At 72.0% G+C, this 21,506-nt stretch carries 15 protein-coding genes; 8 read left to right on the forward strand and 7 right to left on the reverse strand.

Features of this window, described 5'->3' with window-relative positions; all coding sequences use genetic code 11:
- Positions 1–39 precede the first annotated feature (39 nt).
- The 4 genes from fxsBH (at position 40) to fxsT (ending at position 8,360) form a co-directional block, all read left to right on the forward strand.
- The gene (gene fxsBH, locus SMA5143A_RS30725; protein ID WP_107466038.1) at positions 40–2,202 is read left to right on the forward strand and encodes a radical SAM/SPASM protein FxsBH, inactivated beta-hydroxylase extension form; all 2,163 of its coding nucleotides are present in this window, start codon (positions 40–42) and stop codon (positions 2,200–2,202) included.
- Positions 2,203–2,281: 79 nt separating this feature from the next.
- Complete coding sequence (locus tag SMA5143A_RS30730) at positions 2,282–2,980, forward strand: AAC(3) family N-acetyltransferase (RefSeq protein ID WP_258193829.1); 699 nt, start codon at positions 2,282–2,284, stop codon at positions 2,978–2,980.
- A gap of 107 nt (positions 2,981–3,087) precedes the next feature.
- A complete protein-coding gene (locus tag SMA5143A_RS30735) occupies positions 3,088–4,425 on the forward strand; it encodes a TIR-like protein FxsC (protein WP_181362074.1) in 1,338 nt (445 codons plus the stop codon).
- The gene (gene fxsT / locus SMA5143A_RS30740) at positions 4,422–8,360 is read left to right on the forward strand and encodes an FxSxx-COOH system tetratricopeptide repeat protein (RefSeq protein ID WP_107466042.1); all 3,939 of its coding nucleotides are present in this window, start codon (positions 4,422–4,424) and stop codon (positions 8,358–8,360) included. Before SMA5143A_RS30735 ends, fxsT begins: the two co-directional genes overlap by 4 nt.
- 26 nt (positions 8,361–8,386) lie before the next feature.
- Here fxsT and SMA5143A_RS30745 read toward each other — a convergent pair whose 3' ends face one another.
- A complete protein-coding gene (locus SMA5143A_RS30745) occupies positions 8,387–9,298 on the reverse strand; it encodes an alpha/beta fold hydrolase (protein WP_107466043.1) in 912 nt (303 codons plus the stop codon).
- A 371-nt stretch (positions 9,299–9,669) separates the two neighbouring features.
- Here SMA5143A_RS30745 and kstD point away from each other — a divergent pair, with 371 nt between their 5' ends.
- Positions 9,670–11,478: a 3-oxosteroid 1-dehydrogenase gene (gene kstD, locus SMA5143A_RS30750; protein ID WP_107466045.1), complete on the forward strand. Its 1,809-nt coding sequence runs from the start codon at positions 9,670–9,672 to the stop codon at positions 11,476–11,478.
- Positions 11,479–11,509: 31 nt separating this feature from the next.
- On the opposite strand, the gene SMA5143A_RS30755 is transcribed toward kstD, so the two are convergent.
- Together SMA5143A_RS30755 and SMA5143A_RS30760 are read right to left on the reverse strand one after the other, a co-directional pair.
- Positions 11,510–11,962: a GNAT family N-acetyltransferase gene (locus tag SMA5143A_RS30755; protein WP_258193830.1), complete on the reverse strand. Its 453-nt coding sequence runs from the start codon at positions 11,960–11,962 to the stop codon at positions 11,510–11,512.
- Between the two features lie 44 nt (positions 11,963–12,006).
- Positions 12,007–13,026, reverse strand: a complete 1,020-nt coding sequence (locus tag SMA5143A_RS30760; RefSeq protein WP_181362076.1) for a cyclase family protein — start codon at positions 13,024–13,026, stop codon at positions 12,007–12,009.
- Positions 13,027–13,096: 70 nt separating this feature from the next.
- Between SMA5143A_RS30760 and SMA5143A_RS30765 the strand changes: the two genes are divergently transcribed.
- On the forward strand, positions 13,097–14,026 hold the full coding sequence (locus SMA5143A_RS30765; protein WP_107466048.1) for a LysR family transcriptional regulator: 930 nt from the start codon (positions 13,097–13,099) through the stop codon (positions 14,024–14,026).
- Positions 14,027–14,463: 437 nt separating this feature from the next.
- Here the strand turns inward: SMA5143A_RS30765 and SMA5143A_RS30770 are convergent, their stop codons facing one another.
- Both SMA5143A_RS30770 and SMA5143A_RS30775 read right to left on the reverse strand, forming a co-directional pair.
- Positions 14,464–15,024, reverse strand: coding sequence for a TetR/AcrR family transcriptional regulator (locus tag SMA5143A_RS30770; protein WP_107466050.1), 561 nt, complete (start codon positions 15,022–15,024; stop codon positions 14,464–14,466).
- Between the two features lie 56 nt (positions 15,025–15,080).
- Positions 15,081–17,276, reverse strand: coding sequence for an MMPL family transporter (locus tag SMA5143A_RS30775; protein WP_107466052.1), 2,196 nt, complete (start codon positions 17,274–17,276; stop codon positions 15,081–15,083).
- A 339-nt stretch (positions 17,277–17,615) separates the two neighbouring features.
- On the opposite strand from SMA5143A_RS30775, the gene SMA5143A_RS30780 reads away from it, so the two are divergent.
- Positions 17,616–18,104 (forward strand): SRPBCC domain-containing protein, encoded by a 489-nt coding sequence (locus tag SMA5143A_RS30780; RefSeq protein ID WP_107466053.1) that lies wholly within the window; start codon positions 17,616–17,618, stop codon positions 18,102–18,104.
- A gap of 54 nt (positions 18,105–18,158) precedes the next feature.
- Entirely contained in the window at positions 18,159–19,418 is a 1,260-nt protein-coding gene (locus SMA5143A_RS30785) for an FAD-dependent oxidoreductase (RefSeq protein WP_107466055.1), read from the forward strand.
- Positions 19,419–19,504: 86 nt separating this feature from the next.
- Here SMA5143A_RS30785 and SMA5143A_RS30790 read toward each other — a convergent pair whose 3' ends face one another.
- Positions 19,505–20,743: a cytochrome P450 gene (locus SMA5143A_RS30790; protein ID WP_107466057.1), complete on the reverse strand. Its 1,239-nt coding sequence runs from the start codon at positions 20,741–20,743 to the stop codon at positions 19,505–19,507.
- Between the two features lie 176 nt (positions 20,744–20,919).
- Positions 20,920–21,336, reverse strand: coding sequence for a hypothetical protein (locus SMA5143A_RS30795; protein ID WP_107466059.1), 417 nt, complete (start codon positions 21,334–21,336; stop codon positions 20,920–20,922).
- Positions 21,337–21,506 lie beyond the last annotated feature (170 nt).

Consider the following 21,506-nt stretch of genomic DNA (forward strand, 5'->3'; position numbering starts at 1 on the left):
TATCGGCTCGGACGGAGCGAGGCCGGTACAGTTCCAGAAGTGACGGACTCTCACGGCCGGCAGACGATCCAACAGCTGGTCCTCAAGGTGCACAGCCGATGCGATCTGGCGTGCGACCACTGTTATGTGTATGAGCACGCCGACCAGAGCTGGCGTGGGCGGCCGATCGTGATCGCCGAGCACGTCGTCGGCCAGGTCGCCCGCCGGCTGGCCGAGTACGTGACCGACACGTCCCCGGAGTCGGTCACGGTCATTCTGCACGGAGGCGAACCGCTGCTCGCCGGCCCGGCCCGACTGCGTGACATCTGCGCGGAACTCACCGGCGCGCTGACCCCGCTCACCGAGCTCGACCTGCGCATTCACACGAACGGCGTACAGTTGGGCAGGCCGCATCTGGAGGTCTTCCGGGAGTTCGGCGTGAAGATCGGAATCTCCCTGGACGGCGACCGGGTCTCCAACGACCGCCACAGACTCGACCGGCGGGGCCGCAGCAGCTACGACCGGGTCCTGCGCGCGATCGACCTGCTGGGTCTCCCGGAGTACCGGCATCTGTACCAGGGCCTGCTGTGCACGGTGGACGTGGCGAACGACCCGATCGCGGTGCATGACGCACTGACCGCGCTGGAGCCGCCCCGGATCGACTACCTGCTCCCTCACTCCACCTGGGCCGCCCCGCCGCCCGGCCACGGCGCCGGGACGCCCTACGCCGACTGGCTGCTCAAGGTCTTCGACCGCTGGGAGGAGCAGGGGCGCCCCATGCCGGTCAGGACCTTCGACTCGGTGCTCAGCACGCTCCGAGGCGGCCCCAGCCTCACCGAGGCCCTGGGGCTGGCGCCGTCCGACCTCGCGGTCGTCGAGACCGACGGCTCGTTCGAGCAGGCCGACTCCCTGAAGACGGCGTACGACGGCGCCCCGGCCACCGGCTATGACGTCTTCCGGCACAGTTTCGCGGAGTTCGCGGACCATCCCGGCGTCCGCGCCCGGCAACAGGGCGAGGAGGGCCTGAGCGAGACGTGCCGCGCCTGTCCGGTCGTGGAGTCCTGCGGTGGCGGGCTCTACGCCCACCGGTACAGCGACGAACGCGGGTTCGACAACCCCTCCGTCTTCTGCACCGATCTCCGGGCACTCATCGTGGGCGTCGCCGAGCGGGTCACCGAACGCGCCCTGGTCCCGTCCGTCACCGGAGTCGAGGAACTCCGGCTGGCGCAGACCGAGCTGACCCGACTGCTCGTCGCCGGTGCGCACGAGCACCTCGCCGGCCACCCCGACTGGGACACCGCCTGGGAGCTGCTGCTGGGGCTGGACACCGGTGAGACGAGCGGAGTGGCGCTCGACGCGGTCCTCTCCCACCCCTATCTCCGGCCCTCCCTGCTCAGGGCCGACGCGCGGAGCCGGTTGCCCCGGCTCATGGCCACGGCCGTCGCCGCCTCGGTGCGAGCGGGCGTGGAGACGACCCTCGACTGGGACGAGCCGGACACCGAGGTGCACCTCCCGACACTGGGGACCGTGCGGTTGCCACAACCGGGCCGCGTGCGGTTCACGGTCTCCGAAGGTGACTTCCGGTGGCGCACCCCCGAGCACGGCGGCTCCCGGTCGTCGGCACGGTGGCGGCCGCTGGAGAGGCTGCGCCCCGCCGACGGTCCGACCCTGCTGATCGACGACGCCGACCCGTACCGGAACCGCTACCCCACACCGGTCGCCTCCCCGCTGAGCCCCAGCGATCTCGCGCTCTTCGGCAAGCGGCTGCGGACCGCCCACGACCTGCTGGACGAGCGCCACCCCGGTCTGCGCGACGACCCCCGCGTTCTCCTCGCGACCACCATCACCCCCCTCCGGGCGGGCTCCGGGCTGGAGCTCAGCACGTCCGCGCCCGACGCGCTGGGCCTGGCCGTCGACTTCGAACCCGAGGAGTTCGTCCGCGAACTGCCCCTGCTGGCACGGCGGGCGCGTCTCGCCGCCCTGCGCCAGGTGGCGGACCTGCATGTACCCGGAACGGGTGCCGGGCGCCTCCTCGACGAGGCGAGCGCCTGCCTCGGCAGGGCGGCGGCCCTGGCACCGGACCGGTTCGCCACCGAAGAGGAACTGCGAAGGGCCCGGCACGCACTCGACCGCCTGGCCATGCTCCCGGCAGACGAACTCACGGAGAATGGGACGTACCTGGTCCAGGAACTACAAGAGGAATGGGTAGCGCTCCATGGCTGATGCCACTGGCCCTCAGAACCTTTTGCACAAGCTCCGGAACACTCTGGCCGAGGTCGGTGTCCGCCCGGGAAGCACCCTCATGGTGCACTCCTCACTGGGCGGCACCGGGCTCGGTGCCACCGCCGTACGTGACGTGCTGCTGCGCGCGGTGGGACCGGACGGCACCCTGGTCGTGCCCGCGTTCACCCCGGAGAACTCCGACACCTCCCGCGAGTACCGCCGCATGGTCGAGGGCATGACGGAGCAGGAGAGGGCCGAGTTCCGGGCCGGGGTGCTGCCGTTCGAACAGGGCGCGACACCCTGCCCGACCATGGGCGCTCTCGCCGAGTGCGTGCGGAGCACACCGGGCGCCCTCCGCAGCGCGCACCCACAGACATCCTTCGCCGGCCTCGGCCCACGCGCGGCGGAGTTGCTCACCGGCCACGATCCGCACTGCCACCTGGGTGAGGGCTCCCCCATGGCCAGGCTGTACGAGGCCGACGCGCGGATACTGCTCCTGCGGGTGGGTTTCGAGGTGTGCAGCGCCTTCCACCTCGCCGAGTACCGCATGACGCCTCCCCCGTCACGTCGGACGTACCGCTGTGTGGTGGAGGAGAAGGGCAACTGGATCGAGTACGAGGATCTCGACCTGTACGACGGGGACTTCGGCGAGATCGGGGCACGGGTCCCACGCGACCTGTACGAGGAAGGGGAATGGGCGGGAAGCCGGGTCGTGCACATCGGAGTGCGTGACGCGGTCGACGCCGCAAGCAGGATCATGTCCGGATATCGCAGATGATTGGCGTGAAACACGCCATCCGACAGCCGGACGGGTCAGGCACATTGTTGGCTCCGGCCAGATGACTCTTCGGCGGGGGAACGAGGGCGTCCAGAGGCGGGGGGCATGTGAACACGTACGCACGGGGGCGGGTCGTTCCGGACAAGAGGCCCTATTTCTTCCTGAGTTACGCCCACACGCCGTCCTCGGGGCCCGGTAGCGGCGACCCGAACCACTGGGTGCACACGCTCTTCAAGGACCTGTGCAAGGACATCCTCGAACTCACCGCCATCGACGGCACCCCCGTGGGTTTCATCGACCGGGAGATGCGGTCGGGAGCGGGCTGGCCGGAGCAGCTCAGCCTGAATCTCGCGCACTGCCGCGTCTTCGTGCCGCTGTACTCCCCGCGCTACTTCAGCAGTCCGTACTGCGGTCGGGAATGGTTCGCCTTCACCGACCGTATGCGCCAGGCACGGGACACGGGCGTCGGCGACATTCCGGCCATCGTGCCGGTGCTGTGGACCCGCGTCGACCTCAACCGGCTCCCGGAGTCGGTGCGCAACATCCAGGTGGAGCAGACGGCTTTCGGCGAGCGTTACCTGTCCCACGGAATCTACGGACTGATCAAGCTCAAGCGGCTGCGGGACGAGTACGACGAGACCGTGCTGATGCTGGCCCAGCGCATCGTGCAGATCGCCGAGGAGACACCGCTGCCTTCCAGCGACCCCCGCCCGTTCGAGTCGCTGCCGAGCGCCTTCCGGCCCTCGGGTGACGGGCCCCGCCGGATCCACGTCAGCGTGGCCGCGCCCACCCGCCACACTGTTCCGGAACACCGTGGCCGTGACCCGTACGGTGACAACGCCCTCAAGTGGAACCCCTACCACAACGAGTCGCGACGGCCGCTGCCCGTGCTGGCGGAGGAGCTGATCCGGTCACTGGACTACCAGATCACCGTGTCCGACTTCGACGACTCCGATCCGGTCACCGCCGACCTCACCACGGGCGGCGCCGACGCCGAACCCGGCACCGAGTCCAGCCCGTCCGGTCATCCCGCGCTGCTGCTCGTCGACTGCTGGTCGGTCCTCGACGAGGAACGCCGGCGCCGGCTCAAGGCCTTCGACTCCGCCGCCCAGCCCTGGGTGGCGGCGGTGGTGCCCTGGAACCGCGCGGACTCCCCCTGCCAGGGTGACGAGGGGCGCCAGGTCAAGGCCGAACTCGAGCGCACCCTCCCGTCGATCCTGGACCGCGGCCGCCGCACCGACTTCCGGATCGCCGTCAACGGCGTACCGACGCTCAAGGCGTTCACCGATGTGCTGCCGTCCGTCGTCGCACATCTGACCCGGCAGTACCTCAAGAAGGCCGAGGCGCATCCACCCGAGGGCCCGCACTTCGAGCAACCCCGGTTGAAGGGCCCCACCTACCCGCCGTACACCACCGCGGGTCCCGACCCCCGAGGAGAAGCATGACGGCCCGGCCCGGCGGACGCATCATCACCTTCTACTCGTACAAAGGCGGAACGGGCCGCACGATGGCCCTGGCCAACACGGCCTGGATCCTCGCCGCCAACGGCAAGCGCGTGCTGGCCGTCGACTGGGACCTGGAGGCGCCGGGCCTGCACCGGTTCTTCGAACCGTTCCTCGACCCCAACGCGCTGGCCGCGACCTCAGGCGTCATCGACATCATCACCGAGTACTCCTGGGCGGCCACCACGGGCGAACCCCGCCCCGGGCCCTGGCACCTGGACTACGCCCGTGTCGAGGACCACGCCGTCTCCCTCGAACCCGAGCGGTTCGGCCTGTCCTTCCCGGACGGCGGCACGCTCGACTTCCTGTCCGCCGGACGCCAGAACCGGGAGTACTCGGCGACCGTCTCCTCGTTCGAGTGGGACAACTTCTACGAGCGGCTCGGCGGCGGTCTGTTCCTGGACGCGCTGCGCGACGACATGAAGGCGTCGTACGACTACGTCCTCATCGACAGCCGCACGGGCCTGTCCGACAACGCGGACATCTGCACGATCCAGATGCCCGACGTGCTCGTCGACTGCTTCACGCTCAGCGGCCAGGCACTGGACGGCGCCGCCGCCGTCGCGCAGACCGTGGCCATGGGCTACCGCAAGCGGCACATCCGGGTCCTGCCCGTCCCGATGCGGATCGACGAGGGCGAGAAGGAGAAGGTCGACGCGGGGCGGGCGCTGGCCCGGCTGAAGTTCGACGGGCTGCCCAAGGGAGCCGACGGGCAGGAGCTGAGCCCGGAGGAGCAGACCACGTACTGGGGCACGGTGGAGATCCCCTATCGTCCGTACTACGCGTACGAGGAGACGCTCGCCACCGTCGGCGACAAGAGCGGCATCGCGAACTCCCTGCTGTCGGCCTTCGAACGGCTGACTGCGGTGCTCTCCGACGGCGAGGTCACCCAGCTGCCGCCGGTGCCCGAACCGCTCCGGCTGCGCTGTCTGGAGGCGTTCACACGGCAGTCTCCGGCGACGCGGACCGTGCATGTCCTCGTGGCGTACGCGGCGGAGAACCGCATGTGGGCCGAGTGGACCGAAGGTGTGCTCAAACGGGCCGGCTGTCGGGTGGCCCTGCACGAGGTGGCCACCGAACCCGGGGAGAGGCCCGCCGCGGAGACCCGTGTGCTGTTCCTGCTGTCACACGCCTTCCAGAAGTCCCGCAACGCGGAGTCGGTGCGGCGCGTCCTCACCCCCACCCTGCAGAACGCCCCCGCCGCCGTCCACGCCCACGCGCGCGTGGACGACGTCCGGCCGACCGGCCATACCTCGGACCTGGTCGACCTGCACCGCATGGACGAGACGGGCGGTGCCAGGGCGCTCCTGGAGGCCTTGGGCCTGCGGGCGGAGCCCGTGACCACCGGAGCGTCCGACCCTCGCTTCCCGGGCCGGACACCGGCCATCTGGAACGCCCCCCAGCGCAACACCACCTTCACCGGGCGCGGCGTCATCCTCGACGAGCTGCGGGAGCAGCTCCGCGGCGGCATGTCCGTCGTACTGCCGCGCCCGCAGGCGCTGTTCGGGCTCGGGGGTGTGGGCAAGACCCAGTTGGCGCTGGAGTACGTGCACCGGTTCATGGCCGACTACGACCTGGTGTGGTGGATCTCCGCCGAGCATGTCGACAACGTCGTGGACTCGCTCGCCCTGCTCGGCTCCAGGATCGGTGCGCCCGGCGGCGACGACATGGCGCTGGCCAGCCAGGAAGCGGTACAGATGCTGGCCCGGGGAGTGCCGACCACGCGCTGGCTGCTGGTCTTCGACAACGCGGACGACCCCGGAGTGCTCTCGCCGTTCTTCCCGATGGGCGGCGGCGGGCACATCCTCGTCACCTCCCGCAACCAGTCCTGGGCCGACCGGGGCGCCTCACTGACGGTCGATGTGTTCCTGCGTCAGGAAAGCATCGAACATCTCTCGCTGCGGGCACCCGGACTGAGCAGCGAGGAGGCCGACCGGGTCGCGGAGGCGGTCGGTGACCTGCCACTGGCCGTGGAGCAGGCGGCGGCCTGGCTCGCCGAGACGGCCACCCCCGTGGAGGAGTACCTGCGCGAACTCACCGAGCAGACCACCCACGTCCTGGACCTCAACCAGCCCACCGACTACCCGATGACGGTGGCCGCGACCTGGAACATCTCGATCGCCCGGCTGGCCGAACGTTCCCCCGCCTCGGTGCGGCTCCTCCAGCTGTGCGCGTTCATGGCCCCCGAGCCGATCTCCTCCCGGCTGCTGTACAGCAAGGAGATGCGCGACGAGCTCCGGAAGGTCGACCCCGCTCTCCAGGAGAACCTGATGCTGGGGCGGGTGATCCGGGAGATAGCCCGCCTGGCTCTCGCCAAGGTCGACCAGGTCAGCAACAGCGTGCAGATCCACCGTCTGGTCCAGGCCGTGATCCGCTCCCAGCTCACCGTGGACGAGCAGCGGCGCGCCCGGCACGTCGTCCACACCGTCCTGGCGGGCGCCCGCCCCGACGTCGACGAGCCCACCGACGACCCCGCGACGTGGCCGCTGTTCGAGGGCATCTGGCCCCATCTGCGTCCCTCGGACATCCGTGACTGCACCGAGGTCGAACCCCGTCGGCTGCTCATCGACCGCATCCGCTACCTCTGGAAGCGCGGCGCCTTCCCGGACGCCCAGCGCCTGGCCGAGGAACTGCTGGCGTACTGGCGGCAGACGCTCGGTGAGAACGACCGGCAGCACCTGTACCTGCGGGGCCAGCTCGCCAACGTCCTGCGTTCCCAGGGGCGTTTCGTGGAGGCGAAGGCGATCGACGAGGACCTCGTGGAACACCAGCGCCGCGTCCTCGGCCCGTCCGACGCCCACACGTACATCACCACCTCGTCCCTCGCCAGCGACTACGCGGCCCTCGGCGAGTACCGCAACGCGGTGGAGCTGGCCCGCGACGCCCACCAGGGGTTCAGCCAGATCTTTCACGAGTCGCATCCGCGGACGCTCAGCGCCGCGAACAACCTCGCGCTGGCGCTGCGGATGGTCGGCCGCTACGACGACGCCCGGGACATCGACCAGGACACCTACGGCCGCCGCAAGGACGTCCTCGGCCCCGACCACCCGTACACGCTGTCATCCGCCACGAGTCTCGGCCGTGACCTGCGCGAGGTGGGGCGGTACACGGACTCGGTGGACCTGCTGTCGGAGGCGTACGAGGCACACAAACGGAAGCTGGGCAAGAACTTCCCCGGCACCCTCAGCTGCGCCAAATCGCTTGCCGTGTCGCTGAGACGAGCGGGGGACTTCACGAACGCGAAGGCGCTGACACGGGCGACCCGGGAGCAGTACCACAAGCAGTACGACGCCCACACCCCGGACTCCCTGGCCTGCGACCTGAACTGGGCGGCGGACCTGTACGCCGACGACAAGCGGGAGGAGGCACGCCGGATCGCGCTGGCCGCGCTGGCCGAGTACGTGCGGGTGCCCGGGGAAGAGCATCCGTACACTCAGGCCGCGCTCAACAACCTCGGCATCTACCACTGGGCCTGCGGGGACGTCGAGGAGGCGGACGCGGTGTTCCAGCGCGTGATGCACCGGATGGGGGACGTGCTGGGCGACCAGCATCCGCACACGCTCTTCTGCCAGGCCAACTACGCCAACATCTGCGCCGAGCAGGGCCGGTACGAGGAGGCGTGGGCGCTGGAGGAGCCGGCCCGGGCCGCGCTCCAACAGGTACTCGGCCCGCACCATCCCGAAGCGCTGGGTGTCGTCGCCAACTCCACCCTGACGCTGCGACGGCTCGGCCGGACCGAGGAGGCGGAGCGCCTGCGCGCGGAGACGATCGCGGAACTCACCCGGCAGAGTCGCCAGTTGGGCGAGGGCAACGGCATCTCCCACCTCGTCTCCCGGGAACGCCGGATCTACCGCGATCTGGAGCCACTGGCGGTCTGACGGTGTTCCACGGACGTCCGCCCGGCTCAGACCGGCGGTGTCATGGGCAGGGGTGTCCCCTTGAGGAGCCAGCCCAGCACCGTCGGCAGGGCGCGAAGCGAGGCGAAGTGGGCGGCGGCCGGTTCCAGGACGGCGGTGGCACGCGGAACGCGTTCGGCGAGCCACGACGAATGGGCCGCCGGGGAGAAGACGTCCTTCGCCCCGAACCAGAACAGCACGGGTACCCGGATCTCACCGGGGTCGAAGCCCCAGGGCGAGGTCAGCGCCAGCGCGTCGTCGAGCCATCCGTACGGGGAGAGCCGCACCGCCTCGTGGTAGTTGCGCAGCAGCATGGAGCGAATCCCGTTGTCGGAGACGATCAGACGGTCGTCGTCGGTGAGATCGGCGCGGAGGTCCTCCAGCAGGCGGGCGGGGTCGGAGCGGATCGCGTCGGAACGCGGGATCAGCCGGTCGGTGAAGCCCTGCGGGTCGGTGAGCAGCGAGCGGAAGTCCCGCACGTTCGACGGCGCCATGCCCGCGAACCAGTCCAGGCCCGCCGCGTCACGGGGCGCGAGGGTGACGAGTGCCGCGGCCCTCGTCACCCGGTGCGGCAGCAGGGCGGCGCACGCCAGGGCGTGCGGGGCGCCCCCGGAACGGCCCACCACCGCGAACCGGTCCACCCCGAGGGCGTCGGCGACGACGGTGACGTCCTCCACCGCGTCCACGATGCGACGCCCCATTCGGCGGTCGGATCCTCCGTAGCCGGGCCGGTCGTAGCTGATGAGGCGCGTCCCCCGCTGGTAGAGGAACATCGGCCGCGGCCGGGGGCCGACTCGGCTGCCCGGCATGCCGTGGAAGAGAAAGACGGGCCGTCCTGCCGGATCCCCCGAGCACTCGACCCGGAGCAGCCGCCCGTCGGGCGCCCGGACATGGTCCGGTGCCCGTGCGAGATCATGCACAGCGCTCCCCCTCCCTCGGTCCGTCAGGACCGGGACCACGCTGCCCGGACCGTTCCCGTTCGTCCTTCCCGCGAAACGGTTCGAGCGCGTGACGGCGGCGCGGGCGCCGGGCGACGCACCTCTTCCGGCCATGCGCGCCTCACGGTGCCGACACCTCCTGGCCCGGCGCCCGCCACCGGGTCGTGCGCCACGCCGACGGCTGCGCGAGACGCGTTCTCGTACGGAACATCCTGCCCGACGCATGCCTTGACTTCGCCATCCCCGCCCGTCAGATTCGAGGCTCCGCACCCCACCCGGGACACACGGCAGACGTGTGTCCGCCGGGCGAACAGCACGGCCACCCACCCCTTCACCAGGCTGGAGCGACCTGCATGTCCAAGAGCGCGGACCCCCACAGAGGTTCGACCGTACCGGCCGCCACCCCGTCGCGGCGGCATGTGCTCGGGGCCGCCGCCGGTGCCGGGGCCGCCGTGGCGGCCGGGGGGCTCGGCGGTACCGCCGTCGCGGCGGAATCGGCTGCCGCCCCTCCCCTGCTCGGCACCTACGACGTCGTCGTCATCGGCTCCGGTGCCGCCGGGATGACCGCCGCGCTGACGGCGGCCAAGAAGGGGCTGAGCTGTGTCGTCGTGGAGAAGGCGCCGACCTTCGGGGGGTCGGCGGCCCGTTCCGGCGCGGGGATCTGGCTGCCCAACAACAGCGTCATCAAGGCCGCCGGTGTGCCCGACACCCCGGCGAAGGCCGCCCAGTACCTCGCGGCCGTGGTCGGCGACGAGGTGCCGGCCGACCGGCAGAAGGCGTTCCTGGACCACGGCCCCGCCATGCTCTCCTTCGTCATGGCGAACAGCCCGCTCAGGTTCCGCTGGATGGAGGGGTACAGCGACTACTACCCGGAGCTGCCCGGCGGTCTGCCGAACGGCCGCTCCATCGAGCCCGACCAGCTCGACGGGAACGTGCTGGGCGCCGAACTCGCCCGGCTGAACCCGGCGTACCTGGCCACCCCGCCCGGCATGGTCGTCTTCAGCGCCGACTACAAGTGGCTCGCCCTGACCGCCGTGAGCGCCAAGGGGCTCGCCGTCGCCACCGAGTGCCTCGCGCGGGGCACCAAGGCCGCGCTGCTCGGGCAGAAGCCGCTCACCATGGGCCAGGCCCTCGCGGGCGGACTGCGCGCCGGGCTCCTCTCCGCCGACGTCCCGGTGTGGCTCGACACCCCGCTCACCGACCTGCACATCGAGAACGGGGCGGTCACCGGGGCCGTCGTCACCCGCGCCGGCACCCCCGGGCTGCTGCGCGCCCGACGCGGCGTCGTCGTCGGCTCCGGCGGCTTCGAGCACAACGCCGCCATGCGCGAGCAGTACCAGGAGCCGCCCGTCGCCCACTGGTCCGTGGGCGCCAAGGAGAACACCGGCGACGGCATCCGCGCCGGGCAGCGCGCGGGCGCCGACGTGGCGCTGATGGACGACGCCTGGTGGGGGCCGGCCATCGCCACACCGGGGCAGCCGTGGTTCTGCCTCGCCGAACGCACGCTTCCCGGCGGGCTGTTGGTGAACGCGGCGGGCGCCCGGTTCGTCAACGAGGCCGGGCCGTACAGCGATGTCGTCCACACGATGTACGAGCGCGACACCCCGGCCGCCCGGCACATCCCGGCCTGGCTGATCGTCGACCAGAACTACCGCAACCGGTACCTGTTCAAGGACATCGTGCCGACGTTCCCGTTCCCCGCCGACTGGTACGACGCGGGGGCCGTCCACAAGGCGTGGTCGCTGGACGCGCTCGCCTCGGCGATCGGGGTCCCCGCGGGCGCGCTGCGCGCCACCGTCGACCGCTTCAACTCCCTGGCCCGGCAGGGCGACGACACCGACTTCGGGCGCGGCGACAGCGCCTACGACCACTACTACACGGACCCGTCCGTGCAGCCCAACTCCTGTCTGGCGCCGCTGTGGCTGCCGCCGTACTACGCCCTGCGCATCGTCCCCGGCGACCTCGGCACGAAGGGCGGGCTCCTCACCGACGCCCGCGCCCGTGTGCTGCGCCCGGACGGCTCGGTGATCCGCGGCCTGTACGCGGCGGGCAACGCCAGCGCCGCGGTGATGGGCCGCAGTTACGCGGGGGCCGGCTCGACGATCGGGCCCGCGATGACCTTCGGTTACGTGGCGGCGCTGGACCTCGCGGGCGCCCTGTGAGCCCGGCGGCCGGACCGCTCCGCGGGCGGGGCTACCCGGCCAGCCGCAGGTCGATCCACCAGGCCGGGTCGCCGTCCAGTCGGTAGCGGTCGATCTGTACGAAGCCGTGTTTCCCGGCGAAGCGGAGGCCGGTCTCGTTCGATTCCAGGACACAGGTCTCGATGACCCGGGCGCCCAGCTCGCGTGCCTTCAGGAGGGCGCGTTCGTACAGGTGCCCGCCGTGTCCGCGGCCGCGGTGCCCGGCGAGGACGCGGGCGATGACCACGGCCGTGGCGTCGTCGCCGCCGGGCGGGCGGACCGTGGAGTTGCCGATCAACTCGCCGTCCGCATAGGCCAGTTCCAGGTGGTTGCGGATGGCGCGCTCACGGACGTCGTCCAGGGAGAGGACGTGCGCGGGGATGATCGTGTTGTGGACGTACCGCCAGGCTTCGAGCTGCTCGTCGCCTGCGGCACCGTCCACGTGCTGGATGTCGAGGGCGGTCACCGGCTCAGCCTAGGCATCCCGCACCGCCCCGCACACCCGGTATTTCAGCGACCGTCCTCGGTCTGGCCGTCGTCCCCCGTGGCGTCGAGGAGTGCGTACGCCCTCACGGGGAACGTGCCCATTCCCTCGACGGCCGGTGGCGCGGCGTGGAAGCGGAAGCCCTGTGGCGGGAGTTGCTCCAGGCCGCGCAGGTGCTCCACGACGGGGATGCCCGCGGCGAGGAGCCCGGTGTGGGCGGGGCGGGTGCCGTCGTCGGTGTCGTCGATGTTGAGGGAGTCGATGCCGACCAGGGCCGCCCCCCGGTCCACCAGCCAGGCCACGGCGTCCTCCGTCAGGTAGGGGTGGCCGTGGCCGTACCGCTCGGTGCCCCAGTGCCGGTCCCACCCGGTGTGGATCAGTACGGCCCGCCCCGTGACGTCGTACGGCAGCAGCGCCGCCCGGTCCACGGCCCGGCGTCCGGCGTCGTGCACGCGGACGACGAGGCCGTCGAGGTCGGCGAACGTGCCGATCGGCAGCCCGGCCAGGTCGTGTCCGCCGCTGAAGCGGTGGAAGGGGCTGTCCAGGTAGGTGCCCGTGTTGGAGACCATCGCGATGCGACCGATGGCGAACTCGGTGCCGGGCGCGTAGTGGTCGCGGGACGCGTCCCGTGTCAGGTGCTCGCCGATCTCGGGGCCGGGCAGTCCGGGGTACGTGGTCATCCCGTGCCGGATGGTGTGGCTGAGGTCGACGATCCGGCGGCCTTCCCCTCTGGGCCCACCGTCCGCCCCGGGCACGGCGCCCGCCTCGCGCGCGCCGCTCTCCGTGCCGTCCACGGTCCTGCGGCCCTCGCCGCTCGTGCCGCGCGACCCCTTGTGCGGCTCCCGCACCGCCTCCCGGCCACTGACGTGCACCTCGTCCACCATGAGCAGCCCGAGATGCCGGACGAACAGCTCGGCCAGCTCCCCGTCGCCGATCTCCGGTCCGGGCACGTCCAGCATGAAGCCCTGCGTCCGCAGTCCACCGCCGTTGCCGAAGGTCACCTCGGCGTCGAACCGAATCCGCCACTGCTCGTCGTTCTCGCTCATGAACCGATCCTCCATGCAGTGGTACTTCACCACAAGCAAGGATTACTGAAGCGGAGCTACAGTGCGGCTTATGGAACTCGACCCCCGCCGCCTGCGCGTCCTGCGCGCCGTGGCGCTGCGCGGCGGTGTGGTGGACGCCGCGAAGGTGCTGCATCTGACGCCGTCGGCCGTCTCGCAGCATCTCGCGCAGCTGGAGCGGGAGGTCGGCCGTCCGCTGGTGGACCGCTCGCGCCGCCGGGCCGGGCTGACCCCGGCGGGGCGGCTGCTGGCGGCACGCGCCGAACGCATCGAGCAGGAGCTGGCCGAGGCGCGCCGTGAACTCGCCGAACTCACCGGCCGGGCGACCGGGCCGGTGGCGGTCGCCGCGTTCTCCTCGGCGGTGTGCCACCTCCTGGTCCCGGCCCTCGCCGCCCTCGCCCGCACCCATCCGGGCCTGGAGCCTCGCGTCATCGAGGCGGAGGGCCCCGATGCCCTGCGGGAGCTGCGCACCGGCGGTCTGGACGTGCTCGTCGTCGAGTACGACGGCGCGGACCCCGACCCGGACGAGCAGTGGCGCGACCTGGCGTCCACGCCCGTCGCGGACGACGCGTACCGGGTGATCACTCCGGCGGACTGGTCGCCGCCGCCCCGCTCCGTGCGTGACCTCGCCGAGCGGCCCTGGGTCGCGGCGCCGTCCGACACCGCGTGCGGGCGCGCCCTGGAGCGCATCTCAGCGGAGTACGGCTTCACCGCGCGGCGCGCCCATGTCGGCCGGGAGTTCCCGACCGTCCTCGCCCTGGTCCGGGCGGGGCTCGGCGCCGCCGTCGTCCCGGCGCTGGCCCTCGCCGACGCCCCCGCCGAGACCATCGCCCTTCCGTCGGCACCCGTGGCGGGCCACCGCCGCGTCGCCGCGGTCCACCGGGCCTCCCGCACAGGCCCCGAGCCCCTGATCGCAGCGGTGACGGACGCCCTGCGCAAGGCCGCGGTGGACCTGGGACTGACCCCGACGACGGCGGGTTGACCGACACGGCCGCGGGTTGACCGCGCGGACGGGGGTTGACCGATGCGGACGGGGGTTAACGCCCACGAACGGCTGGTGGCCCCACGAGAGTCGGCTCGCCCTGGGGCCCTGGCCGGCCGCAACCCGGCCCCGGCTCCGGCGTTGCAGGGGTGGCCGACGGGTCGGCGAGGGAGGCCCCCGACGGCGTCGCGGAGGCGGTCGTCGGCGGCGGCCGGGGGACGCGGGTCCAGGACGGACGCGGTGGGGGTGCGGAGATTTCGCAGTGCCGCCCGACTGCCTCCGCTGCCACGGCTGCCGACCAACCCGCCCGTACGCGGGCACCGGCGGCCCGCCGGACCTACCCCGGCCGACCCCATGTCCATCTGTTCACCCCACGGCCCCCGGCCGATCCCCGTACGCGGGGCGGTGGCGCGGGGGCCGTGCAGCGGGGTCGGTGGTCAGGGGGTCTTGATGATCGTGTCTATCGCCCGGACGAACGCGTCGGGGCTCTCCTCGTCGCCCATGGCCAGGCGCAGGGTGTAGCCGGTGAGGAGGGCCAGGAGGACATGGGCCGTTCCGGTGGCGTCCGGGTCGGCGGGGACGCCGTGGACGGTGCGTTCCACGCGGATGAGGTCGGTGGCCTTGGCGTGTGCCGTCGCCAGGTGGTGGCGGACCCGTTCGGCCAGCCGGGGCGAGACGGCCGCCTCGCCCCAGATCTGCGCCATCAGCCGCGCGTGTTCCCGCCCGTCACAGCTGCCGTGGACGCGTTCCGGCGACTCGGGCAGGCTCGACGAGGTGACGTCGTCCAGAGCCGTGTGGATCGCGTCCTCGCACACGGCCTGGATCAGATGGTCCTTGCTCGGGAAGTAGTGGTAGAGCGCACCGGCGGACAGTCCGGAGCGCGCCACGATGTCACCGGTGGAGGACTGGGCGAATCCCTTCTCCGCGAACACGGTGCGGGCGGCGTCCAGGATCTGCCGCCGGCGGGCGTCCCGGTGGGCCTGGGTGACCTTCGGCATGGCGGACGGCCTTTCGTCGTGTCGGGACGGTGGTGGCAGTGGTGGAGGGGGTGGTGTCAGCCGACGGGTGCGGCCGTCCTGTCGGGGGCCGGGGTGGACGCGGGCGTGTCCTCGGCGGCGTGTTCCATCCGGTCGAGGCGCAGGGCCCGGTGCAGTGCGCGCAGAGGCGACGGGGCCCACCAGTTGGCCGCGCCGAGGAGGGCCATCAGGGAGGGGACGAGGAAGGCGCGTACCACCGTCGCGTCGATGAGGACGGCGAACGCAGCGCCGAGGCCCAGTTCCTGGATGAACACCAGCCGGGACATCGCGAGCGCGCCCACCGGGATGCAGAACAGGACCGCGGCCGAGGTGACGATCCCGCCGGTGCGGGACAGACCCTGGGCGACCGCCTCGCGGTTGTCCAGGCCCTGGGCCCTGGCCTCCTTGATACGGCTCAGCAGGAAGACGTTGTAGTCCGTGGACAGGCCGAAGGCGAGCGCGAAGACCAGGACGGGCGTGGTGGCCTCCAGCCCGGTCTGCGGGGCGAAGCCGAGGTTGCCGTCCTGGAACACCCACACCAGGAAACCGAAGGCGGCGCCGGTCGACAGCAGGTTCATCAGCAGGGCCTTCAGCGGCAGCACCACCGAGCCGGAGAAGGCGAACAGGAGCAGCAGCGTGACGACGACCAGGATGCCGCCGGCCAGGGGCAGGGCGTCGGCGATGCTCTCACGCTGCGCCAGGAAGTCGGCGGTCCGGCCGGTGTACCGGGCGGTGTACGGGGCGGCCAGGTCCTGCACGGCCTCGACGGCGTCCATGGACGAGTCGGTCAGCGGGTCCTCGGCGAGGACGGCGTCGATCTCCCAGTACCGGTCGTCGAGTTCGACGGGGGTGCCCACCGACTTGACGCCGGGGACGGCGCCGATCCGCTCGGTGTAGTCGGCGAGCCGAGCCGTGTCCGGGGCGCCGTCGGTCTCCAGCACGATCTGCAGGGGCGAGGTGGCCCTCGCGTCGTAGTCCTCGTCGAGCACGGCGGCCACCCGGCCCGCGCTGGTCTCCTCGGGCAGGAGGGTGGGGTCCACTCCGGTGAAGCGCACGCCCAGGATCGGCGAGGCGATGAGCAGCAGCACGGCCGTGGCGGCGAGCGCGAAGACGGCGGGGCGGCGCATCACGGCCTGCGCGACGCGGTACCAGCGTCCCTCGGTGGCGCGGGCGGCACCGGAGTCACGCTGCCAGCGGCGCGGGGCGAGGGAGTTGATCCGATTGCCCAGCAGGGCGAGCAGCGGGGGCAGTCCGAGGAGGGCGAACAGGGCCGCGGACACCACGGTGATGACGCCGGCCAGTCCCATGGACCGCAGATAGGGCTGCGGGAACGCGATCAGGGCGGCGAGGGCCGCGGCCACGGTGAGGGCGCTGAACAGCACGGTGCGGCCGGCGGTGGCGACGGTCCGCCAGACGGCCTCGGCGCCCGGTCCGCGCTCGGCGAGTTCCTCGCGGTAGCGGGAGACGAGCAGCAGTCCGAAGTCGATGGACAGACCGAGGCCGAGGGCGAAGGCGAGGCTCGTCGCGCCGGTGGAGACGTTCATGAACTCGGTGGCGACGCGCAGGCCCGCCATGGTGAGCAGCAGCGAGACGATGCCGCCCAGCAGGGGGATCAGCGCGGCGACCAGTCCGCGGAAGACCAGGAAGAGCACCACGAGGATCACCGGGGTGGCGAGGAGCTCGGCCTGCCCCAGGTCGGTGCCCGACACTTCGGCCACCTGGACGTGACCGGGTGTGGCGCCGCCCAGCCAGGTGCGGCCGCGCAGGGTGGGATCGTCGTCGATGGCCTTCTGGAGGCCCTCCACGGCCCGGGCGCTCTCCTGGTCCGTCATGGAGCCGGTGGCGCCGACGACCACGGTGCTGCGTCCGTCGCGGGAGATGAGCGCGGCGCCGTCCGGGGAGGTGTAGTTGAGCACCTGCTCGACCTCGGGGCGGGACCGCAGGAGCTCCGCGGCGGCCGTGACGGCCTTCGGCGGGGCGGTGTCCTTGGCGAGCCGCCCGTCGGTGCGGACCAGCAGCAGGTGGCCCTGCTGGGGGTCGATGCCGGTGGCCCGTTCGATGATCTCGCGGGCCGCGACGTTGCCGCCGCCCGGATCGTCGTAGTCGGACAGGCCGTTGGAGAGCTTCTCCTCCACGGTGCCGCCGTACACCGTGGCCAGGGCGGTGACCAGGAGGGTCAGCAGGAGCACGACGATCCGCCGGCGGTGCAGGGCCGAGCCCAGAGCCGAGAACATGGGTTTTCCTTCCTTCGCGCCCGTGGGGGGGCGGGACGCGTACGCCAAGCGTCGGGCAGGGCGCTGGATTCTCACTGAAGCGTCCGGAGGGGACCCTGCTGACCGGCGCTAAGGTCGCGCTAGAGCCGGAGGCCCGCGGACCGCGCCGGTCCGGGTCCGGCCGGTAGCGTCGGCCTCCCGAGGCCCTTCACGGCGCGCCCTGCCCCGCCGCCGGGACTCCGGCCGCCCCGGTCCCGGTCCCGCCGCCTCCCGCCCCTGCCCCCTTCTTCGTCCGCACGACCGTCACGGGGCCGCTTCGTCGCGCCCGTGTTCACCGCAGTCCGTCCCGGAAGGAACGTCATGCGCCGTATCTCGTCCGCCGTGCACATCCACAGCACCGTCGACCAGGTGTGGTCGGTGCTCACCGACTTCGAACGGTTCCACGAGTGGAACCCCTTCCTCGTCGAGGCCGCCGGCCGGGCCGAGCCGGGCGCCCGGCTCACCCTGCGCTTCCGACTGCCCGGCAGCGGGAAGGAGATGGTGTTCCGGCCGACCGTGCTGGAGAGCGAGCCGGGGCGGCTGCTGCGCTGGCGCGGCCGGCTGGGCGTGCCCGGGGTCTTCGACGGGGTGCACAGCTTCGAGCTGATCCCGCGCGACGGCGGCACCCACGTGGTGCAGACGGAGCGGTTCAGCGGGCTGCTGGTGCCGTTCACGGATTCGATCATCACGCCGTCCGAGCAGGGGTTCCGCCATCTCACCGACGCGCTGAAGACCAGGGTGGAGTCCTCCGGTGTCAGGGGCGTGTCCGGGTGGTCGGGCGCGGAGCGGTCGCTGCAAGGGGAGCTTTAGCCCGCGGTCCCACCATCGACCGACCATGACTCCGCTGGAGAGGCAGCAAAAACGATGACAGCAGAGCTGACCGCACAGGTGTGCGTGGTCGGAGGGGGGCCGGCCGGGCTCACTCTGGCCGTGGAGCTGGCCAAGCGTTCCGTGTCGGTGGTGGTTCTGGAGCAGAGCGGGCACTTCAACCGGTCCTTCCGCGGCGAGTCGGTCTCCCCGGACTCGGTGTGGCTGCTCGACCGGCTCGGTCTGCTCGACCGGCTCGACGGAACCTACGCGCAGATGCACCACATGGAGATCGTCGACTCCGGCAGCACCGTGCTGAGCGTCGACTTCTCCGACTTCCGCTACCCCCACCCCTACCCGGTCGAACTGCCGCAGCCGGCTCTGCTGTCCGCCCTGGCCGACGCCGGGCGCGCACACCCGGGCTTCACGCTGCGTCAGTCCGCCACCGCCGTCGGCCTGCTCAGGGAGCAGGGCGACAGCGGCCCGGTGACCGGTGTGCGCGCCCGCACCCCCGACGGCGAGCTGGTCGTGCGGGCCGCGCTGACGGTCGCGGCCGACGGACGGTTCAGCAAGGTCCGGGAGATGTCCGGGCTGGCGTACGAGAAGCAGCCGCTGGACCGGGACGTCATCTGGCTGCGGCTGCCCTTCCCCGAGGAGTGGGACAGCCACACGTACCGCATCCGTATCCGGGGCGGTGAGCACGGGCTGTTCATCCCCACCCATCCGGACAGCGTCCGGGTGGGCCTCAACATCCCGAAGGGAGGTCTGAAGGACCTGCGCGCCCAGGGGTTGGGCGCGCTGCACGAGCGGCTGGACCGGCTCGCCCCGGAGCTGTCGGACACCGTGCGCAAGGAGGTGCGGGCCTGGTCGGACACCTCGATGCTGGACATCTTCACCACGGTGGTGCCCCGCTGGTCCATGCCCGGTCTGGTCCTCATGGGCGACGCGGCGCACACCCTGACCCCGATCCTCGGTCAGGGCGTCAACCACGCCATCATCGACGCGGTGACGCTGGCGCCGCTGGTCGGCGAGGCGCTCGCCGACGACAGCGCGGCCGCGCTGGTCCGGGCCTGCGAGACGTTCCAGTCCTCGCGGGAGGAGGCCGTACGCCGCTCCCGTGCGCTCCAGCTCCGTCAGGAGCGGCTGTTCGCGCTCGACGGGCGGCTCGGCGGTCTGGCCCGCCGGTCCCTGTACCGGGTGGTGGACCGCAACCGTGCGCTCCAGCAGAAGGTGCTGGCCAGGGCGTACTTCCAGGTGCAGGGGCCGGGGCCGGTCGTGGCCCCGCGCGTGGTGCGGCAGCCGGCCGGCCGCCCCTGAGCGCGGAGCGCCCACCACAGACCGCTGCCCGGGTCCCTCGGAAGGGACCCGGGCAGCGGTCTGTCTGCCGGTGACACCGGCGGAGGTCACCAGGTGACGGGCATCCGGCTCAGGGCGTGCACCATCATGCCGCTGGTGAGGCTGAGGTTGTCGACGTCGTCGGCCAGGGCCAGCCGGGGGAAGCGGCGGATCAGCGAGGAGACGGCGATCTGAAGCTCCGCGCGGGCGAGGGCCGCGCCCAGGCAGAAGTGCGCGCCGTGGCCGAGCGCCAGGTGGGCGCCGGCCGAGGACCGCGCCGGGTCGAAGGCGCCGGAGTCCGCCCCGAAGCGCTCCGGGTCCTGGTTGGCGGAGGCGACCGCCGCGATGACACCGCTGCCCTTGGGGATGGTGGTGCCGGCGATCTCGACGTCCTCCAGGGTGATGCGGAACGGGCCGCCGTCACCGATGGGGTTGATGCGCAGCAGTTCCTCCACCACCTGGTCGATGCTCTCCGGGCGCTCCCGCAGGGCGGCCAGGTGCTCGGGGTGGCGCAGCAGGGTCAGGACGCACTTGCCGATCATGCTGACCGTGGTCTCGTGTCCGGCGACCAGCAGGGTGATGCCCATGGTGATCAGCTCGTGCTCGCTCAGCCGGTCACCGTCCTCGTCGTGCACGGCGACCAGGGCGCTCATGAGGTCGTCGGCGGGCTCCTCGCGCTTGCGCTGCACCAGCTGGGCGAGGTACTGGACCATCGACATCCGCTGCTCCATCACCTCCTCGGCGGTGTGCGCCGTGAGGGAGACGAACGCGTCGGACCAGCCGCGGAAGCGGTCCCGGTCCTCGAAGGGCACGCCGAGCAGTTCGCAGATGACCATCACCGGCAGCGGGAACGCGAAGGCCGGGTTGAGGTCGACCGGCGGGGACAGCTTCTCCATCTCGTCCAGCAGTTCGTCGGTCATCTGCTGGATGCGCGGGCGGAGGTTCTGCACACGTCGTGCGGTGAACTCGCGGGAGACGAGCCTGCGCACCCGGGTGTGCTCGGGCGCGTCCATGGTGAACAGGCTGCCCGGCATGGGCGGGGCCGCGGTGAGGCGGGGCGCGCCCTCGTCCAGCATCGCCGCCCGGCTGAACCGGGGGTCGGCCAGCACGACGCGGGCGTCGTCGTACCGGCTGACGACGTAGCCCTCGTCGCCGCTGGGCAGCCTCACCTTGGCCACGGGGCACTTGGCGCGCAGCTCCTCGTAGACGGGGGGCACCTCCACCGCGGACGGGCGGTGGAAGGGGTACTCGTACTCGGTCTCGCTATCGGTCCCGGTCCCGGCGGGGGGCACTGAGGCGGTGTCCATCGTGTGGCCTCCAGGGCTACTTCGGTTCACAGACATGTCGGGCTGTCAGCCGACAGTCGCAGGACCGCCTTGTGCAGCGATAAAGGCTCCCTGTACCGGACCGGGCGCGGGCCCGGGGCATGGAACAGGCCCGCTGCCCCGGGGGAAGGGCTGCGGGCCTGGGACCTGGCGCCGGTTCAGCGCTGCCAGCCCTCCGGTGTCCGCAGGCCGAAGCCGAGGGCGCGGACGAACGCGATGGAGGTGAGCCAGCTCATGCCGAAGGTGAAGGGGGCCGCGATGTCCTCGGGGGCGTCCCCGACGAACGTGAAGACGACCATGATCGCGAACGGGATCAGGGCCAGGTTGAGGATGTTGTGGAGGGGGACGGCCCGGGGAGCCAGCTGACCCGGCTCATGGGCCTGGCCCAGCCCGGCGAGCCGGGGGAGGAAGGGCAGGACGGCGCCGAGGGCGGCCCCCGGGATCACCCAGCCCATGTGCTTGACCACCTCGAAGACGTCCCAGAGCAGCAGGAAGGCCGCCAGCACGCCCCAGGCGACGCGGAGCGGCACGGGGGTGGAACTCCTCGTGGCGCCGGTGGAATCGGTCATCACCATGTATTTCTCCTCGGTGTCGAGGCGTACGGCCGGATCGGCCGTGCCGGCCGTGGGGACCGGCCCGGCCGTACGTCACGAGCGATCGAACAACGCAGTATGCGGCGGGCCGCTGGAGCGCCGCTGAAGCCGCAGGTGGCGGGCGGATCCTGCCCGCCCGCGCACCCGCTCAC

It is taken from the genome of Streptomyces sp. MA5143a (assembly GCF_900290235.1).
In the GTDB taxonomy this organism is placed as follows: domain Bacteria; phylum Actinomycetota; class Actinomycetes; order Streptomycetales; family Streptomycetaceae; genus Streptomyces.